The sequence below is a fragment of the Ochrobactrum teleogrylli genome, from assembly GCF_037482325.1.
GTDB classification, from domain to species: domain Bacteria; phylum Pseudomonadota; class Alphaproteobacteria; order Rhizobiales; family Rhizobiaceae; genus Brucella; species Brucella teleogrylli.
Window position 1 is genome coordinate 214708 of the sequence record NZ_JBBHKQ010000002.1, and the last position, 16756, is coordinate 231463.

Consider the following 16756-nt stretch of genomic DNA (forward strand, 5'->3'; position numbering starts at 1 on the left):
CCATGTATCAAGAGTCCAGCAGTGATACCCGCCCGGTTTTGTTGGTGGAGAACCTCACGACATCGTTCAAGACCGCAGAGGGTTGGCGGCCCGTCATCCGCGATATCAATTTCCATGTGAATGCTGGCGAGACGGTTGCCATTGTCGGCGAGAGCGGATCGGGGAAAAGTGTCACTGCGCTTTCCACGATGCGATTGCTGTCGCCTGCAAAATCAAAGTCAGAAGGCCGAATTCTGCTCGATGGGCGCGATCTTCTGAAAGTATCGGAAGCGGAAATGCGTTCGGTGCGCGGCGGCTCCATCGGCATAATCTTTCAGGAACCGATGACATCGCTCAATCCCGTCTTCACGATTGGCAATCAATTGGCCGAGGCTTTGGTGCTTCATCAAAAACTGAGTTGGAAGCAGGCCGAAGAGGAAGCCGTTCGCCTCATGGAGCGCGTTCGCATTCCAGCAGCGCGATCCCGCTTGAAAGAATATCCGCATAAATTTTCCGGTGGCATGCGCCAGCGGGTAATGATTGCGATGGCGCTTGCGTGCCGCCCAAAGCTTCTGATCGCCGATGAACCGACGACAGCGCTGGACGTGACAATACAGGCCGAAATCCTCCACCTCATTCGTGAGTTGCAGCAGGAAGAGAACATGGCCGTTCTCTTCATCACGCATGATATGGGCGTGGTTGCAGAGGTCGCAGATCGCACAGTGGTCATGTTCCGTGGCGATATGGTCGAGACTGGTCGTACGGAAGAACTCTTTGCTGCGCCGAGAGAAATATACACAAAATCTCTGCTCGCTTCCATTCCCCGGTTGGGAACCATGGGAGACGCAACGGCTCCAAAACGGTTCCCGGCAGTCGATCCGAAAACCGGACAAGCTGCCGAGGGCTCGCAGACAAAGCCCCTGCCTGCGGATCGAGCACCGCTTCTCGAAGCCACCAATATTGTGGTTCGGTTTGAACTTCCAAACGGTCGCATTCACGCCGTTGAAGATGTTTCTTTCGACCTTCGCCCCGGAGAGACACTGGCACTGGTAGGAGAATCCGGTTGCGGGAAATCGACAACCGGTCGCACGATCATGCGTCTGCTGCAGCCGACATCTGGAAATATCGTCATTGATGGACAGGACGTGACCAAGCTTGGTGCGTCGCAGTTGCGCGAAATGCGGCGCAATGCGCAGATGATTTTCCAGGACCCTTTTGCCTCGCTCAATCCGCGCATCCGCATTGGCGCGGCGATTGCCGAACCCATTCTGGCCCACAAGATGATGGGCAAAGGCGAAGCGAGGGCGCGGGTTGCAGAACTGCTGGAGCAGGTAGGGCTTTCGGCTTCGGTTGCAGACCGCTTTCCGCATGAATTTTCAGGCGGGCAAAGACAAAGAATTTCCATCGCGCGCGCTTTGGCGTTGAAGCCAAAGCTGATCGTCGCGGATGAGGCGGTTTCGGCGCTCGATGTTTCGGTCAAGGCGCAAGTGGCGAATCTCCTGCTTGATTTGCAGGAGCAGCATGATCTTGCCTATCTCTTCATCAGCCATGACATGGCTGTCGTTGAGCGGATCAGCCACCGCGTGGCAGTGATGTATCTCGGCGAAATTGTCGAGATTGGTCCGCGCGAAGCGATCTTTGGCAACCCCCAGCACCCATATACGCGCCGTCTTATAGAGGCCGTCCCTATTCCCGACCCGGCTTCACGAGGACTGGTGCGCCCGGAACTTGGCGAAGAAATTAAAAGCCCATTGCGACCGCTCGATTATGTTCCGCCGAAACGCAACTATATCGAGGTTTCTCCTGGGCATTTGGTGCAGGATTTCACGGAATGGGGCGGACGCTTATCTGCTGCGTGAATGATAGCGACCTCAATCGTTGAATAAGGAGCATGACATATGAACAACGAAAAACTGATCCGTTACGAGACGGCTGACAATCAGGCAGGCGGTCAGCGCCGCCCTTTTGCAAAAGCGGTTCGGGCCGGCGATTTCGTTTATGTCTCCGGACAGGTGCCAACGCTCAACGGTGAGGTGGTGGTGGGCAATATCGTTGCCCAGACCGAGCAGGTGATCACCAACATCAAGGACGTGCTGGCTCTCGCGGACTGTACTTTGGCTGATGTCGTCAAGGTGAATGTCTGGCTGGATGATGCGCGCGATTTCTCCAGCTTCAATGCTGTGTTCCAAAAGCACTTTATCGACCATCCGCCAGCGCGTTCCACGGTGCAATCGCCATTGATGGTCGACGCCAAGGTGGAAATGGACGTCATCGCCTATAAGCCGTTGGCATAAACGATAGTAATCTTCGGCAAGACAATCTTGATTTGGCTTGCCGAAATATCCGTCAGTTGTGATCCAATACCCGCGACAGGCGCAAGGCAGCCAGCGTGCAGATTGCACCGGATATCAGATACCCGCCGATGAAAATTATCCCAAGGCTGCTTGCAAGGCCAAGAGCGACGAGCGGGGCAAAAGCTGCTCCGACGAGCCAAGCAAGATCCGATGTCAGTGCCGCACCGGTATAGCGATAATACTGCGTGAAACGGGAGGAGACCGCACCAGAAGACTGGCCGAATGTCAGCCCCAATACGCCGAAACCAATCAGGATATAAGCATCTTGTCCCGCGCTGCCCGCATCGAGAAGGAAGGGCGCGGAGAAGCTGAATATCGCGATGATGATGGCGCCGACCATCAATTCGCTGCGTCGTCCGATGCGATCGGCGACAAAGCCCGACAAGATGATGCCGATGACGCCGATTGCAGCGCCAGCTACCTGCACCCAGAGGAAACGTTCTGCCGGCTGCGTTCCTGAAAGGACAACCCAACTGAGTGGAAAAATCGTCACAAGATGGAACATGGCAAAGCTTGCCAGCGGCACGAATGCGCCGAGCAGGACGTCGATGCTATGCTTGCTCAGCATTTCAAACACCGGTCGCGGCTGCAATTCTTGCGCTTCCATCGCCGCGCCGAATTCACTGCTCGCAACGATGCGAAGGCGCGCAAAGAGCGCGACTACATTGATCGCGAAGGCAACGAAGAATGGATAGCGCCAACCCCAAGCGAGAAAGTCTACTTCGCTGAGATTATGTACGAAGTAGGCGAAGAGAATGCTGGCGAGCGCGAAGCCGATAGGCGCTCCCAATTGTGGTATCATTGCATACCAGCCCCGTTTATTCTGGGGCGCACTCAGGCTGAGCAGCGAAGCCAGACCATCCCAGGCACCGCCAAGTGCGAAGCCTTGGCCCAATCGGAACAAGGCAAGCAGGAACACGGCCCAATAACCGATCGTCTCATAGCCGGGCAAGAACGCGATAGAAGCGGTTGAGCCACCCAAAATAACGAGGGCGAGCGTGAGTTTTGTTCCTCGTCCGTAATGGCGGTCAATCCACATGAAGATGAAAGAACCGACGGGACGCGCAATGAATGCGAGCGAGAAGACGGCAAATGACATCAATGTCGCCGATACCGCATCAGGCGCGAACGGGAAAATCAGCTTGGGGAAAACCAGAATGGAACCGAGCCCATAAACGAAAAAATCGAAGAATTCGGATGTTCGACCGATGACGACACCGATGGCGACGTTTCCCGGAGACAAGGGTTTTCCGTCGCTGTGGATGCGTCGCGCGTCTTGTTCAAGACCTGTCGATGTCGGCGTGGCGGACGAACTCATGAAACTCTCCGAGGGAAACGTATCATGTGCTTTATGATGTCGCACGGTGGCACGATATCAAGGAACAGGGCAAAAAAAAAGCAGATATAGTTGCTTAAAAGCTCCTTTGCCGTGAAAATTTCATAAACTGAAAAATGGGTCTTCCCGAAATGCGATTGTGCCTTATCATGATTAAAGGAACAGAATGTAGGTCGGGTTTAACATGGACGCATTCTTTAGTTTCATACGAAATACGATACTGGCCTCACTTTTTTTGGGGCTGGCCGGGTGTAATATGGTCGTCATGTCCCCGTCAGGAGACATTGCAGCCCAGCAGCGGGACCTTATCGTCATATCGACGATCCTGATGCTGATCATTATTGTGCCGGTTATTTTCCTCACGCTTTTCTTTGCGTGGCGATACAGGCAATCCAATAGTGCAGCTAAATACGATCCTGAATGGCATCATTCCACCGCGCTGGAAGTGGTTATCTGGACCGCGCCCTTGCTCATTATCATTGCATTGGGTGCGATTACATGGGTCAACACGCATAAGCTCGACCCCTACAGGCCGCTGGACAGAATAGACAGCGCACGACCGGTCGAGGCAGGAACAAAGCCACTGACTGTGGAGGTTGTGGCGCTCGACTGGAAGTGGCTATTCTTCTATCCGGAGTACGGTGTGGCCACAGTCAACGAGATGGCAGCCCCCGTCGACAGGCCGATTGATTTCAAGATCACCGCCTCATCTGTGATGAATTCCTTCTATATTCCAGCACTTGCGGGCATGATTTACGCTATGCCCGGAATGCAGACACGACTGCACGCGGTGATCAATAAGGCCGGGGAGTATGAAGGTTTCTCATCGAACTACAGCGGTGAAGGCTTTTCACATATGCGCTTCCAGTTTCACGGTCTCGATTATTCCGGCTTCGACACTTGGATCAGTCAGGTCAAGCAGAACGGAACCGCGCTGAACCGCGATACCTATTTGAAGCTCGAAAAGCCCAGTGTCCGGGAGCCCGTTCGGTATTTTGGCGCAGTCGAAAACGGGCTTTTTCAAGCCATATTGAATATGTGCGTTCGTCCCGGCCAGATGTGCATGAGCGACATGATGCATATTGATCGAATGGGCGGTGGTGGCATCGACAGTCGTGAAAACAAGGCGAAGCTTGAACACGACAATCGATATAGCCAAGACGAAACACAATCGGGCGGGGCGGTCGTTCCAGCCACCCCGGACGCAAAACAGGAGCAGGGCCATGACATGCACAACATGCCTTGAAGCTGAATTGCGTCTCAGTCCTACATACAAGACCACACAGTTGAAAAAGCGGTGATCGCTTCAGATATAACTTCGGGAATGTTCTATCATGATTGGCGGAAACAGTCCTACGAGTATGATTTTCGGGCGTCTCTCTCTTGAGGCGATACCCTATCACGAACCCATCCTTTTGCTGACCTTCATCGTGGTAGCAATTGGTGGGATCGCCATTGTTGGGTTGATTACCTATTTCAAGCTGTGGGGTTATCTCTGGCACGAGTGGTTCACCAGCGTGGACCACAAGAAGATCGGCATCATGTATGTCGTTCTGGCCTTGGTCATGCTTTTGCGTGGCTTTGCGGATGCGATCATGATGCGTATCCAGCAGGCTATCGCCTTTAATGGTTATGAGGGCTATCTGCCGCCCCATCACTACGATCAGATATTTACCGCCCATGGCGTGATCATGATCTTCTTCATGGCCATGCCATTCGTGACGGGCCTGATGAACTATGTGGTGCCGCTTCAGATCGGCGCGCGGGACGTGTCTTTTCCGTTTCTCAATAATTTCTCATTCTGGATGACGACCGGCGGCGCAATCATCATCATGATGTCGCTTTTTGTTGGAGAGTTTGCCCGCACGGGCTGGCTGGCTTATCCACCCTTGTCCGGTATTGATTACAGTCCTGATGTCGGGGTCGATTATTATATATGGGGTTTACAGGTGGCGGGGGTCGGCACCACCCTGTCGGGCATCAATTTGATAGCCACAATCGTCAAGATGCGCGCGCCGGGCATGTCGTTCATGAAGATGCCGATATTCACATGGACGTCTTTGTGCACCAACATTCTCATTGTGGCAACGTTCCCCATTCTCACTGCAACGCTCGCACTGCTATCCTTGGACCGTTATGTAGGGACAAATTTCTTCACCAACGATCTTGGTGGCAATCCGATGATGTATATCAACCTCATCTGGATATGGGGGCACCCGGAAGTCTACATTCTCGTTCTGCCTGCATTCGGCATTTTCTCCGAGGTGGTGGCGACATTCTGCGGCAAGCGCCTGTTCGGTTACGCTTCAATGGTCTATGCGACCTGCGTTATCATGATCCTCTCCTATCTCGTGTGGCTGCATCACTTCTTCACCATGGGGTCGGGCGCGTCTGTCAATGCGTTCTTCGGCATAACGACGATGATCATCTCCATCCCCACGGGCGCGAAGATGTTCAACTGGCTCTTCACGATGTATCGGGGACGCATCCGCTATGAAGTGCCGATGCTTTGGACGTTAGGGTTCATGGTGACATTCGTGATCGGCGGCATGACTGGCGTGATGCTCGCCATTCCACCTGCGGATTTCGTGTTGCATAATTCGCTCTTTCTCATTGCGCATTTTCATAATGTGATTATTGGTGGCGTTGTCTTCGGACTCATGGCGGGACTTGTCTACTGGTGGCCGAAGGCCTTCGGATATAAACTCGATCCATTCTGGGGCACCATGAGCTTCTGGTTCTGGCAGATCGGCTTTCTTTTTGCTTTCATGCCGCTCTACGTTCTGGGCCTTAAAGGCGTTACGCGCCGCGTCAGCCAGTTTGAAGATCCATCGTTGCAGATATGGTTTGTTCTGGCTGCCTTTGGAGCGTTTCTGATTGCACTCGGCATTGCATCCTTTCTCATTCAGCTGGTGGTCAGCTATTTGAAGCGGGAACAACTGCGCGATCTGACTGGCGATCCATGGGGCGGACGGACGCTTGAGTGGTCAACATCATCACCGCCGCCGGACTATAACTTTGCTTTCACCCCTGTCGTGCATGATCACGACAGCTGGTATGACATGAAAAATCGCGGCTACGAGCGCCCGCTAACCGGCTATCGCCCCATCCATATGCCGCGCAATACGGGTGCTGGAGTTATTCTTGCCGGGTTGAGCGTCGTTCTTGCGGTTGCCTTGATCTGGTACATCTGGTGGCTGGCGATTGTGTCTTTCGTCGCTTTGCTGTTCGCCGCGATCGGGCACACATTCAATTATAAGCGTGACTTCTATATCCCCGCTGAAGCGGTGACGGCGACAGAAGATGCACGTTCAAAACTTCTCGCTGGACAGGTCGCACCATGACAGAAACACATCTGGACCAAACCGAGAAGCCACAGTTTTATCTGACGGAAGAGCATCATCCGGAAAACGGCACCATGCTGGGCTTCTGGCTCTATCTGATGAGTGACTGCCTGATCTTTGCTGTTCTCTTTGCTACCTATGGCGTGCTTGGTCGCAACTACGCTGCCGGACCGTCGCCGGCAGACCTGTTTGACCTTAATCTGGTGGCTATCAACACTGCAATGCTGCTCCTGTCATCGATCACATATGGTTTCGCCATGCTGCAGATGCAGCGCGATGACAAGACCGCAACGCTGTTCTGGTTGGGCATCACCGGCATTTTCGGCGCATTGTTTCTTGCAATCGAAATTTATGAATTCAGCCATCTTATTCGCGAAGGCGCCGGGCCGGGCCGTTCGGCATTCCTATCCTCATTTTTCACGCTCGTCGGTACCCACGGCCTGCACGTCAGCTTCGGCATCATCTGGTTGGTCACGCTGATGTTGCAGGTCGTACGTCATGGCCTGATTGTCGAGAACCGCAGACGATTGATGTGCCTTTCGATGTTCTGGCATTTTCTCGACGTTATATGGATTGGCGTATTCTCCTTTGTATATTTGTTGGGAGTTCTGGGATGAGCGTACAAGGCGAGCACCACGGAGCCCAATCGGGCCATCACGACAATCATGGGTCGCGCGCGGACGAAGTCCATGCGACCTTTGGCGGATACATGACAGGCTTTGTCCTGTCGGTTATTCTCACCGCCATCCCATTCTGGCTCGTCATGGGCGATGTCTTCGCCAGCAGGCAGTTGACTGCCATGCTGGTCATGGGCATTGGCGCTGTCCAGATTGTTGTTCACATGGTCTATTTCCTGCACATGAGCCCACGCTCCGAAGGTGGTTGGACGCTGATGGCGCTGATCTTTACACTCATCATTGTCGGCATCGCACTGGCTGGATCACTTTGGGTTATGCATCATCTCAATGAGAACATGATGCCGATGAGCCCGGAAATGATGAAGAATATGCCTTAGCTGCTTCGTTCGAATGTCATGATCCCGTCGGTGACTTAAGGATTCTATGGGTTTTGTAGGAAGCTGTGGCAATTCCGGCTACATTTGTTGAATATGCCTGTGTAATGAATAAACAGGCGGGAAACAAATGCTGACATTGCGACAAATCGAAGTGATCCGGGCCATCATGGTGACCGGGACGATTGCTGGCGCGGCCAAGCTCTTGAATGTCTCCGCTCCGGGCATCAGCAGGCTGATGAAATATTCGGAAGATTCGCTTGGCATCCGGCTTTTTGATCGTCGTGGTGGGCGCTATGTTCCAACGTCGCAGGCCCGCAACATCTTCGATTTGTTGGATACGGTGCATCGGAAAATAGACGACCTGCAATCGGCTGTTGCAGATTTGAGCAACGGCAAAGCGCAGGAACTTTGCGTGGCTTCCGTGCCGAGCATCGCCAATGTCATGGTGCCGCGTGCTGTGGCAAAGGTACGGGAGCGTTACAGCGACCTCAACCTCGACCTGAACATTCTCAAAATCGAAGAAGCCGTTGATTATCTTCTGTTAGGGCGCGGTGAGATCGTTGCAATATCATCGCGCTTCGAGCATCCGCTGATCAAGTTCGAGCCGCTTGCGAAGGGCCGATTGCTTTGCATTGTGCCGGAAGCCAATCCGCTGGCTTCGAGGGAAAAGATAACGCCGGAGGAAATGTCGGAATATCCGCTGATCGGCATTAATCCGAAAGATCCATATGGAGCAATCATGGCGGCAATGTTCACCAATGCAGGCCTCGATTATCGCATGAATATCAAAGCCCGTTTTGGAACGACCGTGTGCAGTCTGGTGGCGGCAGGGCTCGGCATTGCAATCATCGACGAGTTTACCGTCGCGCATGGCGTGGTACGGGGGCTGAAGAGCATTCCAATTGACGCCGAGAGCGCCTTTCATACTTACATCGCCTACCGCAACGATCTGCCGCTTTCCGTCTACGCCGAACATTTCATTGATGTGCTGCGTCAGGAGATGAATGCTGTGAGTTCATTCAGTCGTCAAGACTGAAGCGTGTGAATTAACATGATGTTAAGGATTGCTGTTGATTTGGTAGGCGATATTATCTCTACCATTCGCTAAGCTGATCATGGAAGGACGCAAGAACGAGCGCGCAGACCGGGATCAGTACAGAAATGACGCATGACAATAGTGCCCGACATTTGAAGGACTTGAATCCGTTTCCTAATGGAGCATCTCGTCTTTTCCCTGTGGTGGGCGACCCGATTGAGCAGGTGCGTTCGCCAGAAGTCATGACGGAACTGTTCCGGGCGCGCGGTCAAAATGCGCTTGTTGTTCCATTCCATGTCTCATCATCCGGTCTGTCTGCCGTTTTCAGCACATTAATAGAGGTCGATAACGTCGGCGGCTTGCTGGTGACGATACCGCATAAGCAGCAGGCCTTTCAGCTCTGCACAGGGCTAACGGACAATGCGGTTTGCATTGAGGCGGTCAATGTCGTTCGACGGGTCGAAAATGGTTGGTATGGCGACAATACGGATGGGATCGGCTTTCTCAACGGGATCGAGCGGGAAGGGTTCGATGTCCAGGGGAAAACTGTGCTTCTCGTCGGGTGCGGCGGTGCGGGAACGGCCATTGCGCTGGAAATGCTGAGGCGGGGTGCCGCCCGCCTCGCTATTCACGATGTTGACGGAGAGAAACGTGATTCTGTGATCCGCAAGCTTGATGCTCGTTATACGGGTAAGGTCGCTATGGGGAGCGACGATCCATCCGGGTTCGATTTGATTGCAAATGCGACACCGATGGGCATGAAATCGAACGATCCCTTACCGGTAAACGTAACAAAGTTGCGTTCAGAGCAGTTTGCTGCTTGCGTGATTACCAAACCGCACGTATCGCCATTTATTGAGGAAGCTAGAAAACGGGGCTGCCAGACAATGATTGGTGCTGGAATGTTCGATGCGCAGGCGGAGGTCCTGGCGGATTTTCTGACTGGTCACGACGGGCATCTGCACCATAGCGGTCGCGCTCCGTTGCCGACGTCCACGAAAGGGTAGGCTTATCTCTATATCTCGATCTCTATGAACTTAAGGGGAGGAACTAAAATGCATTATCGTAAGAAACTTCTGGCGCTGTCGACGGCGATATTCGCGACTGTTGGAGCTGCACAGGCGGAAGACGTGGTCAAGCTCGGCATGGTGGTCGAACTGTCCGGTCCGGGTGCTCCGGCAGGCACGAACTGGCGCGATGGCATCAAGATCGCAATCGACGAAGTCAATGCTGACGGCGGCATTCTGGGCAAGAAGGTCGAACTGGGTGAATATGATACCCAGACCGATCCGCAGGTCTCGCGCGCACTGGTGCAGAAGGCCATCGACGACGGCGCTTATGCCATTCTCGGCACGATCTATTCCGGCTCAACCATGGTCAATATGCTGGTTGCCCAGCAGAACAGCATTCCGCAATTCGTCGGTTCTGAATCGCCGAGCATTGTCGAAAAGGGCAACCCTTTCGTGTTCCGCACCTCGACCGGCGCTCAGAAGGGCGTTCCAGCACTGACGTCCTACTTCACCGACACGCTGAAGGCGAAGAAGGTCGGTGTCGCGTGGCTCAACAACGAATTCGGCAAGGGTGGCCATGACGTTTTCGTTGAGGAAATGAAGAAGGCGGGGATCGAAATCATTGCCGACGTTGCCTCCGAGCAGGCGCAAACTGACTATGCCGCCGACGTTGCCAAACTAAAGCAGGCCAATCCCGAGGCGATCTTCGTCTACATGAACCAGGAAGAGTCCGCGCGTTTTCTGATCGAAGCCAAGAAGCAAGGCCTGAAAATGCCTCTGGTTGGCGAAGTGACGCTGACGGAAGCCAAGGTGGTTGAGCTTGCCGGTGGTGCGGCTGACGGTGCTATCGCGCATGTCGGTATCACCGCTGCCGCAACCGAGGTGCCGGGTATCGGCGAATTCTCTAAGAAGTTCGAAGAAGCCTACAAGCGTAAGCCAACGCATGACGCGCTCAAGGGCTATGTCGGCGTCTGGACCACCAAATATGTCACTGACATGGTGGGCAAGCTCGACGGGGAAGCATTTGCTGAAAAGATGCATGGTCTTTGCCTGAAGGCGGCTGACTATCCGAAAGTGCTTCTCGACACCTGCTGGGATGACCGCGGAGAAATGTCCCGCCCAAGCTTCATGGTTCAGGTGAAGGACGGTGTGCCGACGGTCATTGGTACTGTCCCGGCAAACTGATCAATCCTTTCAGCAGAGGCGGCGGCCTGGCTGCCGCCTCAGACGGGTAAAGTCATGTCCCAGTTTCTACAGGTTTTGTTATCCGGTCTTGCGACCGGCTCCATTTACGCACTCGTTGCGATCGGTTTCACGCTGGTCTGGCAGGCTGCCCAGACCGTGAACTTCGCGCAGGGTGAATTCGTGATGCTGCCGGCCTTCTTCGTTCTGGCGGCAATGACCATTTTCGGCGTGTCGTTCTGGCCTGCTTTGCTCATCGGGCTTGTGGTCGCCTTGATCGTGCTTGGGCTTCTGTTCAAGAAGCTGATCGTCGAACCGATCCTGCCCCATGGGGGTATCACGCTGATCATCGCGACGATGGTTTTGGGCATCTTGCTGAAAGAGAGCGTGAAAGAGTTCTATTCGGCAGAAGCGCAACCGTTCCCGTCAATGTTCCCGAACGATCCCATTGATGTTTTCGGCGCGGTCCTTTCGCTGCGAGACATGCTCAATCTGGGACTATCGCTGGGTATTGTCGTTTTGTTGACATTGTTCCTCAACCGGACACGTACGGGGCGCTGCATGCAGGCAACCGCACAAAATCCAGCGGTGGCTGAGATACTCGGCGTCAATGTCAAGCGCATGATCCTCTATACGTTTCTGATCAATGCGGCTCTGGCGGCGCTTGCGTCCTATCTGATCAGCCCAGTCTATCTCGCCAAATTCTCCAATGGCGAAACGCTTGGCCTTATCGCCTTCATCGCGGCCATCGTCGGCGGTTTCAACCAGATCCGTGGCGCGCTCGTTGGCGGATTGCTGATCGGCGTTCTCGATAATCTCACGGCGGCTTATGTTACTGCGCAATATCGCGCGGCGCTGCCGCTGGTATTGTTGATCGTGATCATCCTCGTGCGGCCACAGGGCATTATGGGCACTTCCGAGGGGAGGACCGTGTGATGACCGCGCATAAACGCAATATTTCTATTGCCATATTGTTGCTCTTATCACTGCTCGCACCGATTGGGCAGGGCAACTATATCATCTATGTGCTGACATCTTGGCTGATCTTCTCGATTGCCGCGATGGGGCTTAACCTGACGCTTGGTTATGCAGGTCAGATCTCACTGGCGCAGGCTTCCTTCATGGCGATTGGCGCCTATACGACGGCCCTTCTGACACTGGCCGGATGGCACTGGTTTCTGGCAATGCCGCTTGGCCTCGTCCTGTGTTTTATCGTCGGCCTTGTGCTGGGATATCCAGCTCTGCGCGTCAAAGGACACTTTCTGGCCTTTGTGACGCTTGCCTTCAACACTCTGGTCTTTCTGGTGTTGCGCAACGAAGAATGGTTGACCGGCGGGAATTACGGTCTTGTCGGCATGCCGCGTCCTGATCTTGGTCTTTTCGCAACGACCAAGCAGATGCCGTTCTACTATTTCACGCTTGGCGTGACGATCATAGCCGCGTTGATCATGTGGGGCATCGTACGTTCCCCATGGGGCCGCGCCTTCAAGGCTCTGCGGGAAAACCCCATCCGGGCTGAAAGCCTTGGCGTTGATACACGTCGCATCACGCTTCTGGCGTTTGCCATCGGCTCCGTCTATGGCGGGCTTGCCGGATCGCTGATCACACCGCTGGTTCAGTTTATCGAGCCGGGTTCCTTTGGTCTCGTCCATTCACTGCGCATTTTGCTGATGGTCGTTGTGGGTGGCGCAGGCTTCTTCTTCGGTCCCTTCATCGGAGCCGCAGTCGTCATTTTGCTGCCGGAAGTGCTTCGCTTCACGGAAGGCTACTATCTCATCATTTATTCCGTGCTGGTGATTGTCATGCTGGTCTTCGTGCCTTCGGGTTTGATCGGAGTGTGGGGCAAGTTCCGCGAAAAATTCTGGCCGAAGCGTCAGCTTCGCGGTGACATGAGCGAAGGAGCGCGGCTGAAATGAGCAGTCCTGTACTTTCCGTACGCAATATCGAGAAGCGTTTCGGCGGCATTCACGCCGTTCGCGACGTGTCATTCGACGTCAATCAGGGCGAGATTCTCGGACTGATCGGACCGAACGGCTCCGGCAAGTCGACGCTGTTCAACTGCATTCTTGGCCAGCTTCAGCCCAATGGCGGTGAAGTGCAGGTCAATGGCAAGAACGTTTCCGGCATGCGGGCGTCCGACCTCAGCAAGCTTGGCGTCGGACGCACTTTCCAGCAGCTTTCCGTCTTCCCGAAGATGTCCGTGCTTGAGAACATCATTCTGGCAGGTCAGGAACACAAGGGAACCATGGTTTCCCGGCTGTTTGGACCGGGCGATGCCGGACTGACCGAAGAAGCGGAACAGATGATTTCGTTCTTCCGTCTCAACCATCTGCGTGATGAATTGGCAGGGTCGCTTTCTTATGGCCAGCAAAAGCTGGTCGATGCGGCGATGGCGTTCATGGCAGGCCCCAGTCTTGTTCTGCTCGATGAACCGGCCGGCGGCGTCAATCTGACGATGCTTGCCAATCTCAAAGATCGTTTGGTCGCCTATAATGCCGAACATGGAACGACTTTCGTGGTCATCGAACACAATATGGAGTTCGTCATGAGCCTTTGCACGCGGATTATTGTGCTGGCGGAAGGCCGCATCATTGCTGAAGGCAAACCCGAAGAAATCCGGTCAAACCAGATGGTTATCGACGCTTATCTGGGAGGATGACATATGCTTGAACTCAAAGACCTTCACGGCGGCTATGGCAAGATCACCATTTTGAACGGCGTGTCTTTCTCCATTCCAAAGGGCACCATCACGACCGTGATTGGGCCTAATGGAGCCGGTAAATCGACCGTATTCAAGGCGATCTTTGGCCTCCTGAACATCCATTCGGGGCAAATCCTGCTGGACGGAAAAGACGTCACCCGCAATACGCCGCGCCAGATGATCGCCAACGGCGTGACCTATGTGCCGCAAGGGCGCAATGTCGTGCCGCAGCTTTCCGTCTACCACAATCTTGAACTTGGGGGCATCACATCGCCCGATCCTGCCAAGGTCCGCGCCCGTATCGAACAGGTCATGGACCAGTTTCCTATGCTGCGACAGTTCCGCGACCGCAAGGCAATCGAGCTGTCAGGCGGCCAACAGAAGCAGTTGGAGGTCGCCCGCGCTCTTTTGCTTGATCCGAAGCTCATTTTGATCGATGAGCCGTCCATCGGTCTGTCACCCAATCTCGTTCAAGAGGTGTTTCAAACACTCATTCGCCTGCGTGATCAGGGCGTCACCATCCTGATGGTCGAGCAGAACGCCAAGGCAGCACTTGCCATGTCGGATTACGGTCTGGTTCTCGAGCTCGGGCAAACGCGGATGCACGACGAAGCCGCAAAGCTTCTTGCTGATCCGCGCGTGGGGCAGCTGTTCCTTGGCGGACATGTCGAGCTTGATAATCCAAAAGCGCCGATAGCAGCACCAACCCTTTAAACGCGGATATACAGTAAACCGGACCAGGAGAGCCTCTCATGAAAACTTCGATAGCAACGGTTTCGATCAGTGGTGATCTGCCACAGAAACTCGAAGCCATTGCCAAAGCTGGCTTCGACGGTGTCGAGATTTTCGAGAACGACTTTCTCACCTTTGACGAAAGTCCGCGTCAGGTGGGGCGTATGGCACGCGATCTGGGACTGGAAATCACTCTGTTCCAGCCGTTCCGCGATTTTGAAGGCATGCCTGAACCATTGCGCAGCCGTACGTTCGACCGCGCCGAGCGCAAGTTCGATCTTATGCAGGAACTTGCTACAGACCTCGTACTGGTGTGCTCGAATGTATCGCCGGTGGCCATGGGCGGGATTGATCGCGCTGCCGATGATTTCCGCGAGCTTGGCGAACGTGCCGCCCGCCGCGATTTGCGCGTGGGTTACGAGGCGCTCGCCTGGGGTCGCCACATTAATGATCATCGCGATGCCTGGGAGATTGTGCGTCGCGCAGATCATCCCAATGTTGGCCTGATCCTTGATAGTTTCCACACGCTGGCGCGCAAGATCGACGTGAATTCGATCCGCTCCATTCCAAAGGAAAAACTCTTCATCGTTCAGATGGCCGATGCGCCGCTGATCGATATGGATCTGCTTTACTGGAGCCGTCATTATCGCAACATGCCGGGCGAGGGCGATCTGCCGGTTCTCGATTTCATGCGCGCAGTAGCCGCCACCGGTTATGACGGCTATTTCTCGCTGGAGATTTTCAATGATCAGTTCCGAGGCGGATTGCCCGCGTCTATCGCCGCCGATGGCCGTCGCTCGCTGATCTATCTCGGTGATCAGGTCCGTCGTGTGGAGCCGGAAAACCGGCTTACGGTGACCGAAATGCCCGCGAGAGCCAAAGTGGATCGGGTTGGGTTCATCGAATTTACCGCGCATGCCGAAAGCGCCGATAAACTCGCATCGGTGCTCGGCGCTCTTGGTTTTCAGCTGGCGGGCAAGCATCGCTCCAAGGATGTCGTGCTCTATCGTCAGGGCCACATCAATCTGGTCGTCAACACTGATATACGCGGCTTCGCAAGCTCGGCCTATGCTGTTCACGGCACGACGGCCTATGCCATGGGCCTCGTTGTCGATGATGCTGCGGCGGCGCAAGCACGCGCGATTGCCTTGGGCGCAGAGCCATTCGAACAGCCGCTCGATCCGGGCGAAATTGGCATGCCAGCAATACGCGGTGTTGGGGGCGGTCTTATTTATTTCCTTGATGAAAAGACCGATCTTGCTCGTATCTTCGACATTGAGTTCGAACCTGTCGCGGAGACCGGCAACTCTCAGGGCGTGGGCCTCACCCATATCGACCATGTCGCGCAGACGATGAAGTTCGACGAACTTCTGACCTGGCTCCTGTTCTACACGTCGCTTACGGAATCGCGAAAATCGCCTATGGTCGACATTGTCGATCCGGCTGGTGTCGTGCGCAGTCAGGTCGTTGAAAATGACAGCGGATCGCTGCGCATCACGCTCAATGGCGCTGAAAACCGGCGCACACTGGCTGGCCGCTTCATTGCCGAAACCTTTGGTTCCGGCATTCAGCATCTGGCCTTCGCGACCGACGATATCTTTGCAACCGCTGCCGCGCTGAAAGCCAACGGTTTCCACACGCTGGAGATTTCGCCCAACTACTATGACGATCTTGAAGCGCGACTTGGGCTTGATCCGGATTTTACGGACCAGTTGAAAGCAGCCAATGTTCTTTATGATCGCGATGAAACCGGCGAATATTTTCAATTGTACAGTCCGACAGACGATCAGGGCTTCTTCTTCGAAGTCGTGCAACGGCGTGGCTACAAGGGTTATGGGGCCGTGAACGCCATCTTCCGTATCGCGGCTCTGAAGCGCTATCTCAGGCCCGAGGGCATGCCGAGAATGGTGCTTTAAGGCAAATCCCGACACGACCACGATCCGCTGCCTAATATTTCAGTTTCGCGCCGCAGACCTTTAAGTCTTTGCGGCGCGTTTTATCATTATGGAAAACTATTTTAACCCACCTCCCTGACGCCAATCAAACCTTCCTTGATAAATTCTATAT

At 54.4% G+C, this 16756-nt stretch carries 15 protein-coding genes; 14 read left to right on the top strand and 1 reads right to left on the bottom strand.

Annotated features, from left to right (window positions below; genetic code table 11):
- Positions 1–2 precede the first annotated feature (2 nt).
- Together WIX40_RS18560 and WIX40_RS18565 are read left to right on the top strand one after the other, a co-directional pair.
- Entirely contained in the window at positions 3–1838 is a 1836-nt protein-coding gene (locus WIX40_RS18560; RefSeq protein ID WP_339441329.1) for an ABC transporter ATP-binding protein, read from the top strand.
- A 39-nt stretch (positions 1839–1877) separates the two neighbouring features.
- Complete coding sequence (locus tag WIX40_RS18565; protein WP_339441330.1) at positions 1878–2273, top strand: RidA family protein; 396 nt, start codon at positions 1878–1880, stop codon at positions 2271–2273.
- A gap of 52 nt (positions 2274–2325) precedes the next feature.
- On the opposite strand, the gene WIX40_RS18570 is transcribed toward WIX40_RS18565, so the two are convergent.
- The gene (locus WIX40_RS18570; RefSeq protein ID WP_339441331.1) at positions 2326–3651 is read right to left on the bottom strand and encodes an MFS transporter; all 1326 of its coding nucleotides are present in this window, start codon (positions 3649–3651) and stop codon (positions 2326–2328) included.
- A 202-nt stretch (positions 3652–3853) separates the two neighbouring features.
- Between WIX40_RS18570 and cyoA the strand changes: the two genes are divergently transcribed.
- From cyoA to WIX40_RS18630, 12 genes are all read left to right on the top strand, one after another.
- Positions 3854–4915 (top strand): ubiquinol oxidase subunit II, encoded by a 1062-nt coding sequence (gene cyoA, locus WIX40_RS18575; RefSeq protein WP_339441332.1) that lies wholly within the window; start codon positions 3854–3856, stop codon positions 4913–4915.
- Between the two features lie 88 nt (positions 4916–5003).
- A complete protein-coding gene (cyoB, locus tag WIX40_RS18580; protein WP_339441334.1) occupies positions 5004–7013 on the top strand; it encodes a cytochrome o ubiquinol oxidase subunit I in 2010 nt (669 codons plus the stop codon).
- Complete coding sequence (cyoC, locus tag WIX40_RS18585; RefSeq protein ID WP_339441336.1) at positions 7010–7630, top strand: cytochrome o ubiquinol oxidase subunit III; 621 nt, start codon at positions 7010–7012, stop codon at positions 7628–7630. Before cyoB ends, cyoC begins: the two co-directional genes overlap by 4 nt.
- Positions 7627–8028 (top strand): cytochrome o ubiquinol oxidase subunit IV, encoded by a 402-nt coding sequence (gene cyoD, locus WIX40_RS18590; protein WP_339441338.1) that lies wholly within the window; start codon positions 7627–7629, stop codon positions 8026–8028. The genes cyoC and cyoD overlap by 4 nt, the downstream gene beginning before the upstream one ends.
- A gap of 127 nt (positions 8029–8155) precedes the next feature.
- The gene (locus WIX40_RS18595) at positions 8156–9064 is read left to right on the top strand and encodes a LysR family transcriptional regulator (protein ID WP_339441340.1); all 909 of its coding nucleotides are present in this window, start codon (positions 8156–8158) and stop codon (positions 9062–9064) included.
- 125 nt (positions 9065–9189) lie between these two features.
- Positions 9190–10071: a shikimate dehydrogenase family protein gene (locus WIX40_RS18600; RefSeq protein ID WP_339441342.1), complete on the top strand. Its 882-nt coding sequence runs from the start codon at positions 9190–9192 to the stop codon at positions 10069–10071.
- 48 nt (positions 10072–10119) lie between these two features.
- A complete protein-coding gene (locus WIX40_RS18605; protein WP_124915458.1) occupies positions 10120–11259 on the top strand; it encodes an ABC transporter substrate-binding protein in 1140 nt (379 codons plus the stop codon).
- 54 nt (positions 11260–11313) lie between these two features.
- A complete protein-coding gene (locus WIX40_RS18610) occupies positions 11314–12192 on the top strand; it encodes a branched-chain amino acid ABC transporter permease (protein WP_140025281.1) in 879 nt (292 codons plus the stop codon).
- A complete protein-coding gene (locus WIX40_RS18615; protein WP_339441346.1) occupies positions 12192–13172 on the top strand; it encodes a branched-chain amino acid ABC transporter permease in 981 nt (326 codons plus the stop codon). The genes WIX40_RS18610 and WIX40_RS18615 overlap by 1 nt, the downstream gene beginning before the upstream one ends.
- Positions 13169–13915 (top strand): ABC transporter ATP-binding protein, encoded by a 747-nt coding sequence (locus tag WIX40_RS18620; protein ID WP_140025283.1) that lies wholly within the window; start codon positions 13169–13171, stop codon positions 13913–13915. Before WIX40_RS18615 ends, WIX40_RS18620 begins: the two co-directional genes overlap by 4 nt.
- Positions 13916–13918: 3 nt before the next feature.
- Entirely contained in the window at positions 13919–14671 is a 753-nt protein-coding gene (locus tag WIX40_RS18625; RefSeq protein ID WP_124915462.1) for an ABC transporter ATP-binding protein, read from the top strand.
- Positions 14672–14709: 38 nt separating this feature from the next.
- Positions 14710–16605: a bifunctional sugar phosphate isomerase/epimerase/4-hydroxyphenylpyruvate dioxygenase family protein gene (locus tag WIX40_RS18630; protein ID WP_339441351.1), complete on the top strand. Its 1896-nt coding sequence runs from the start codon at positions 14710–14712 to the stop codon at positions 16603–16605.
- Positions 16606–16756 lie beyond the last annotated feature (151 nt).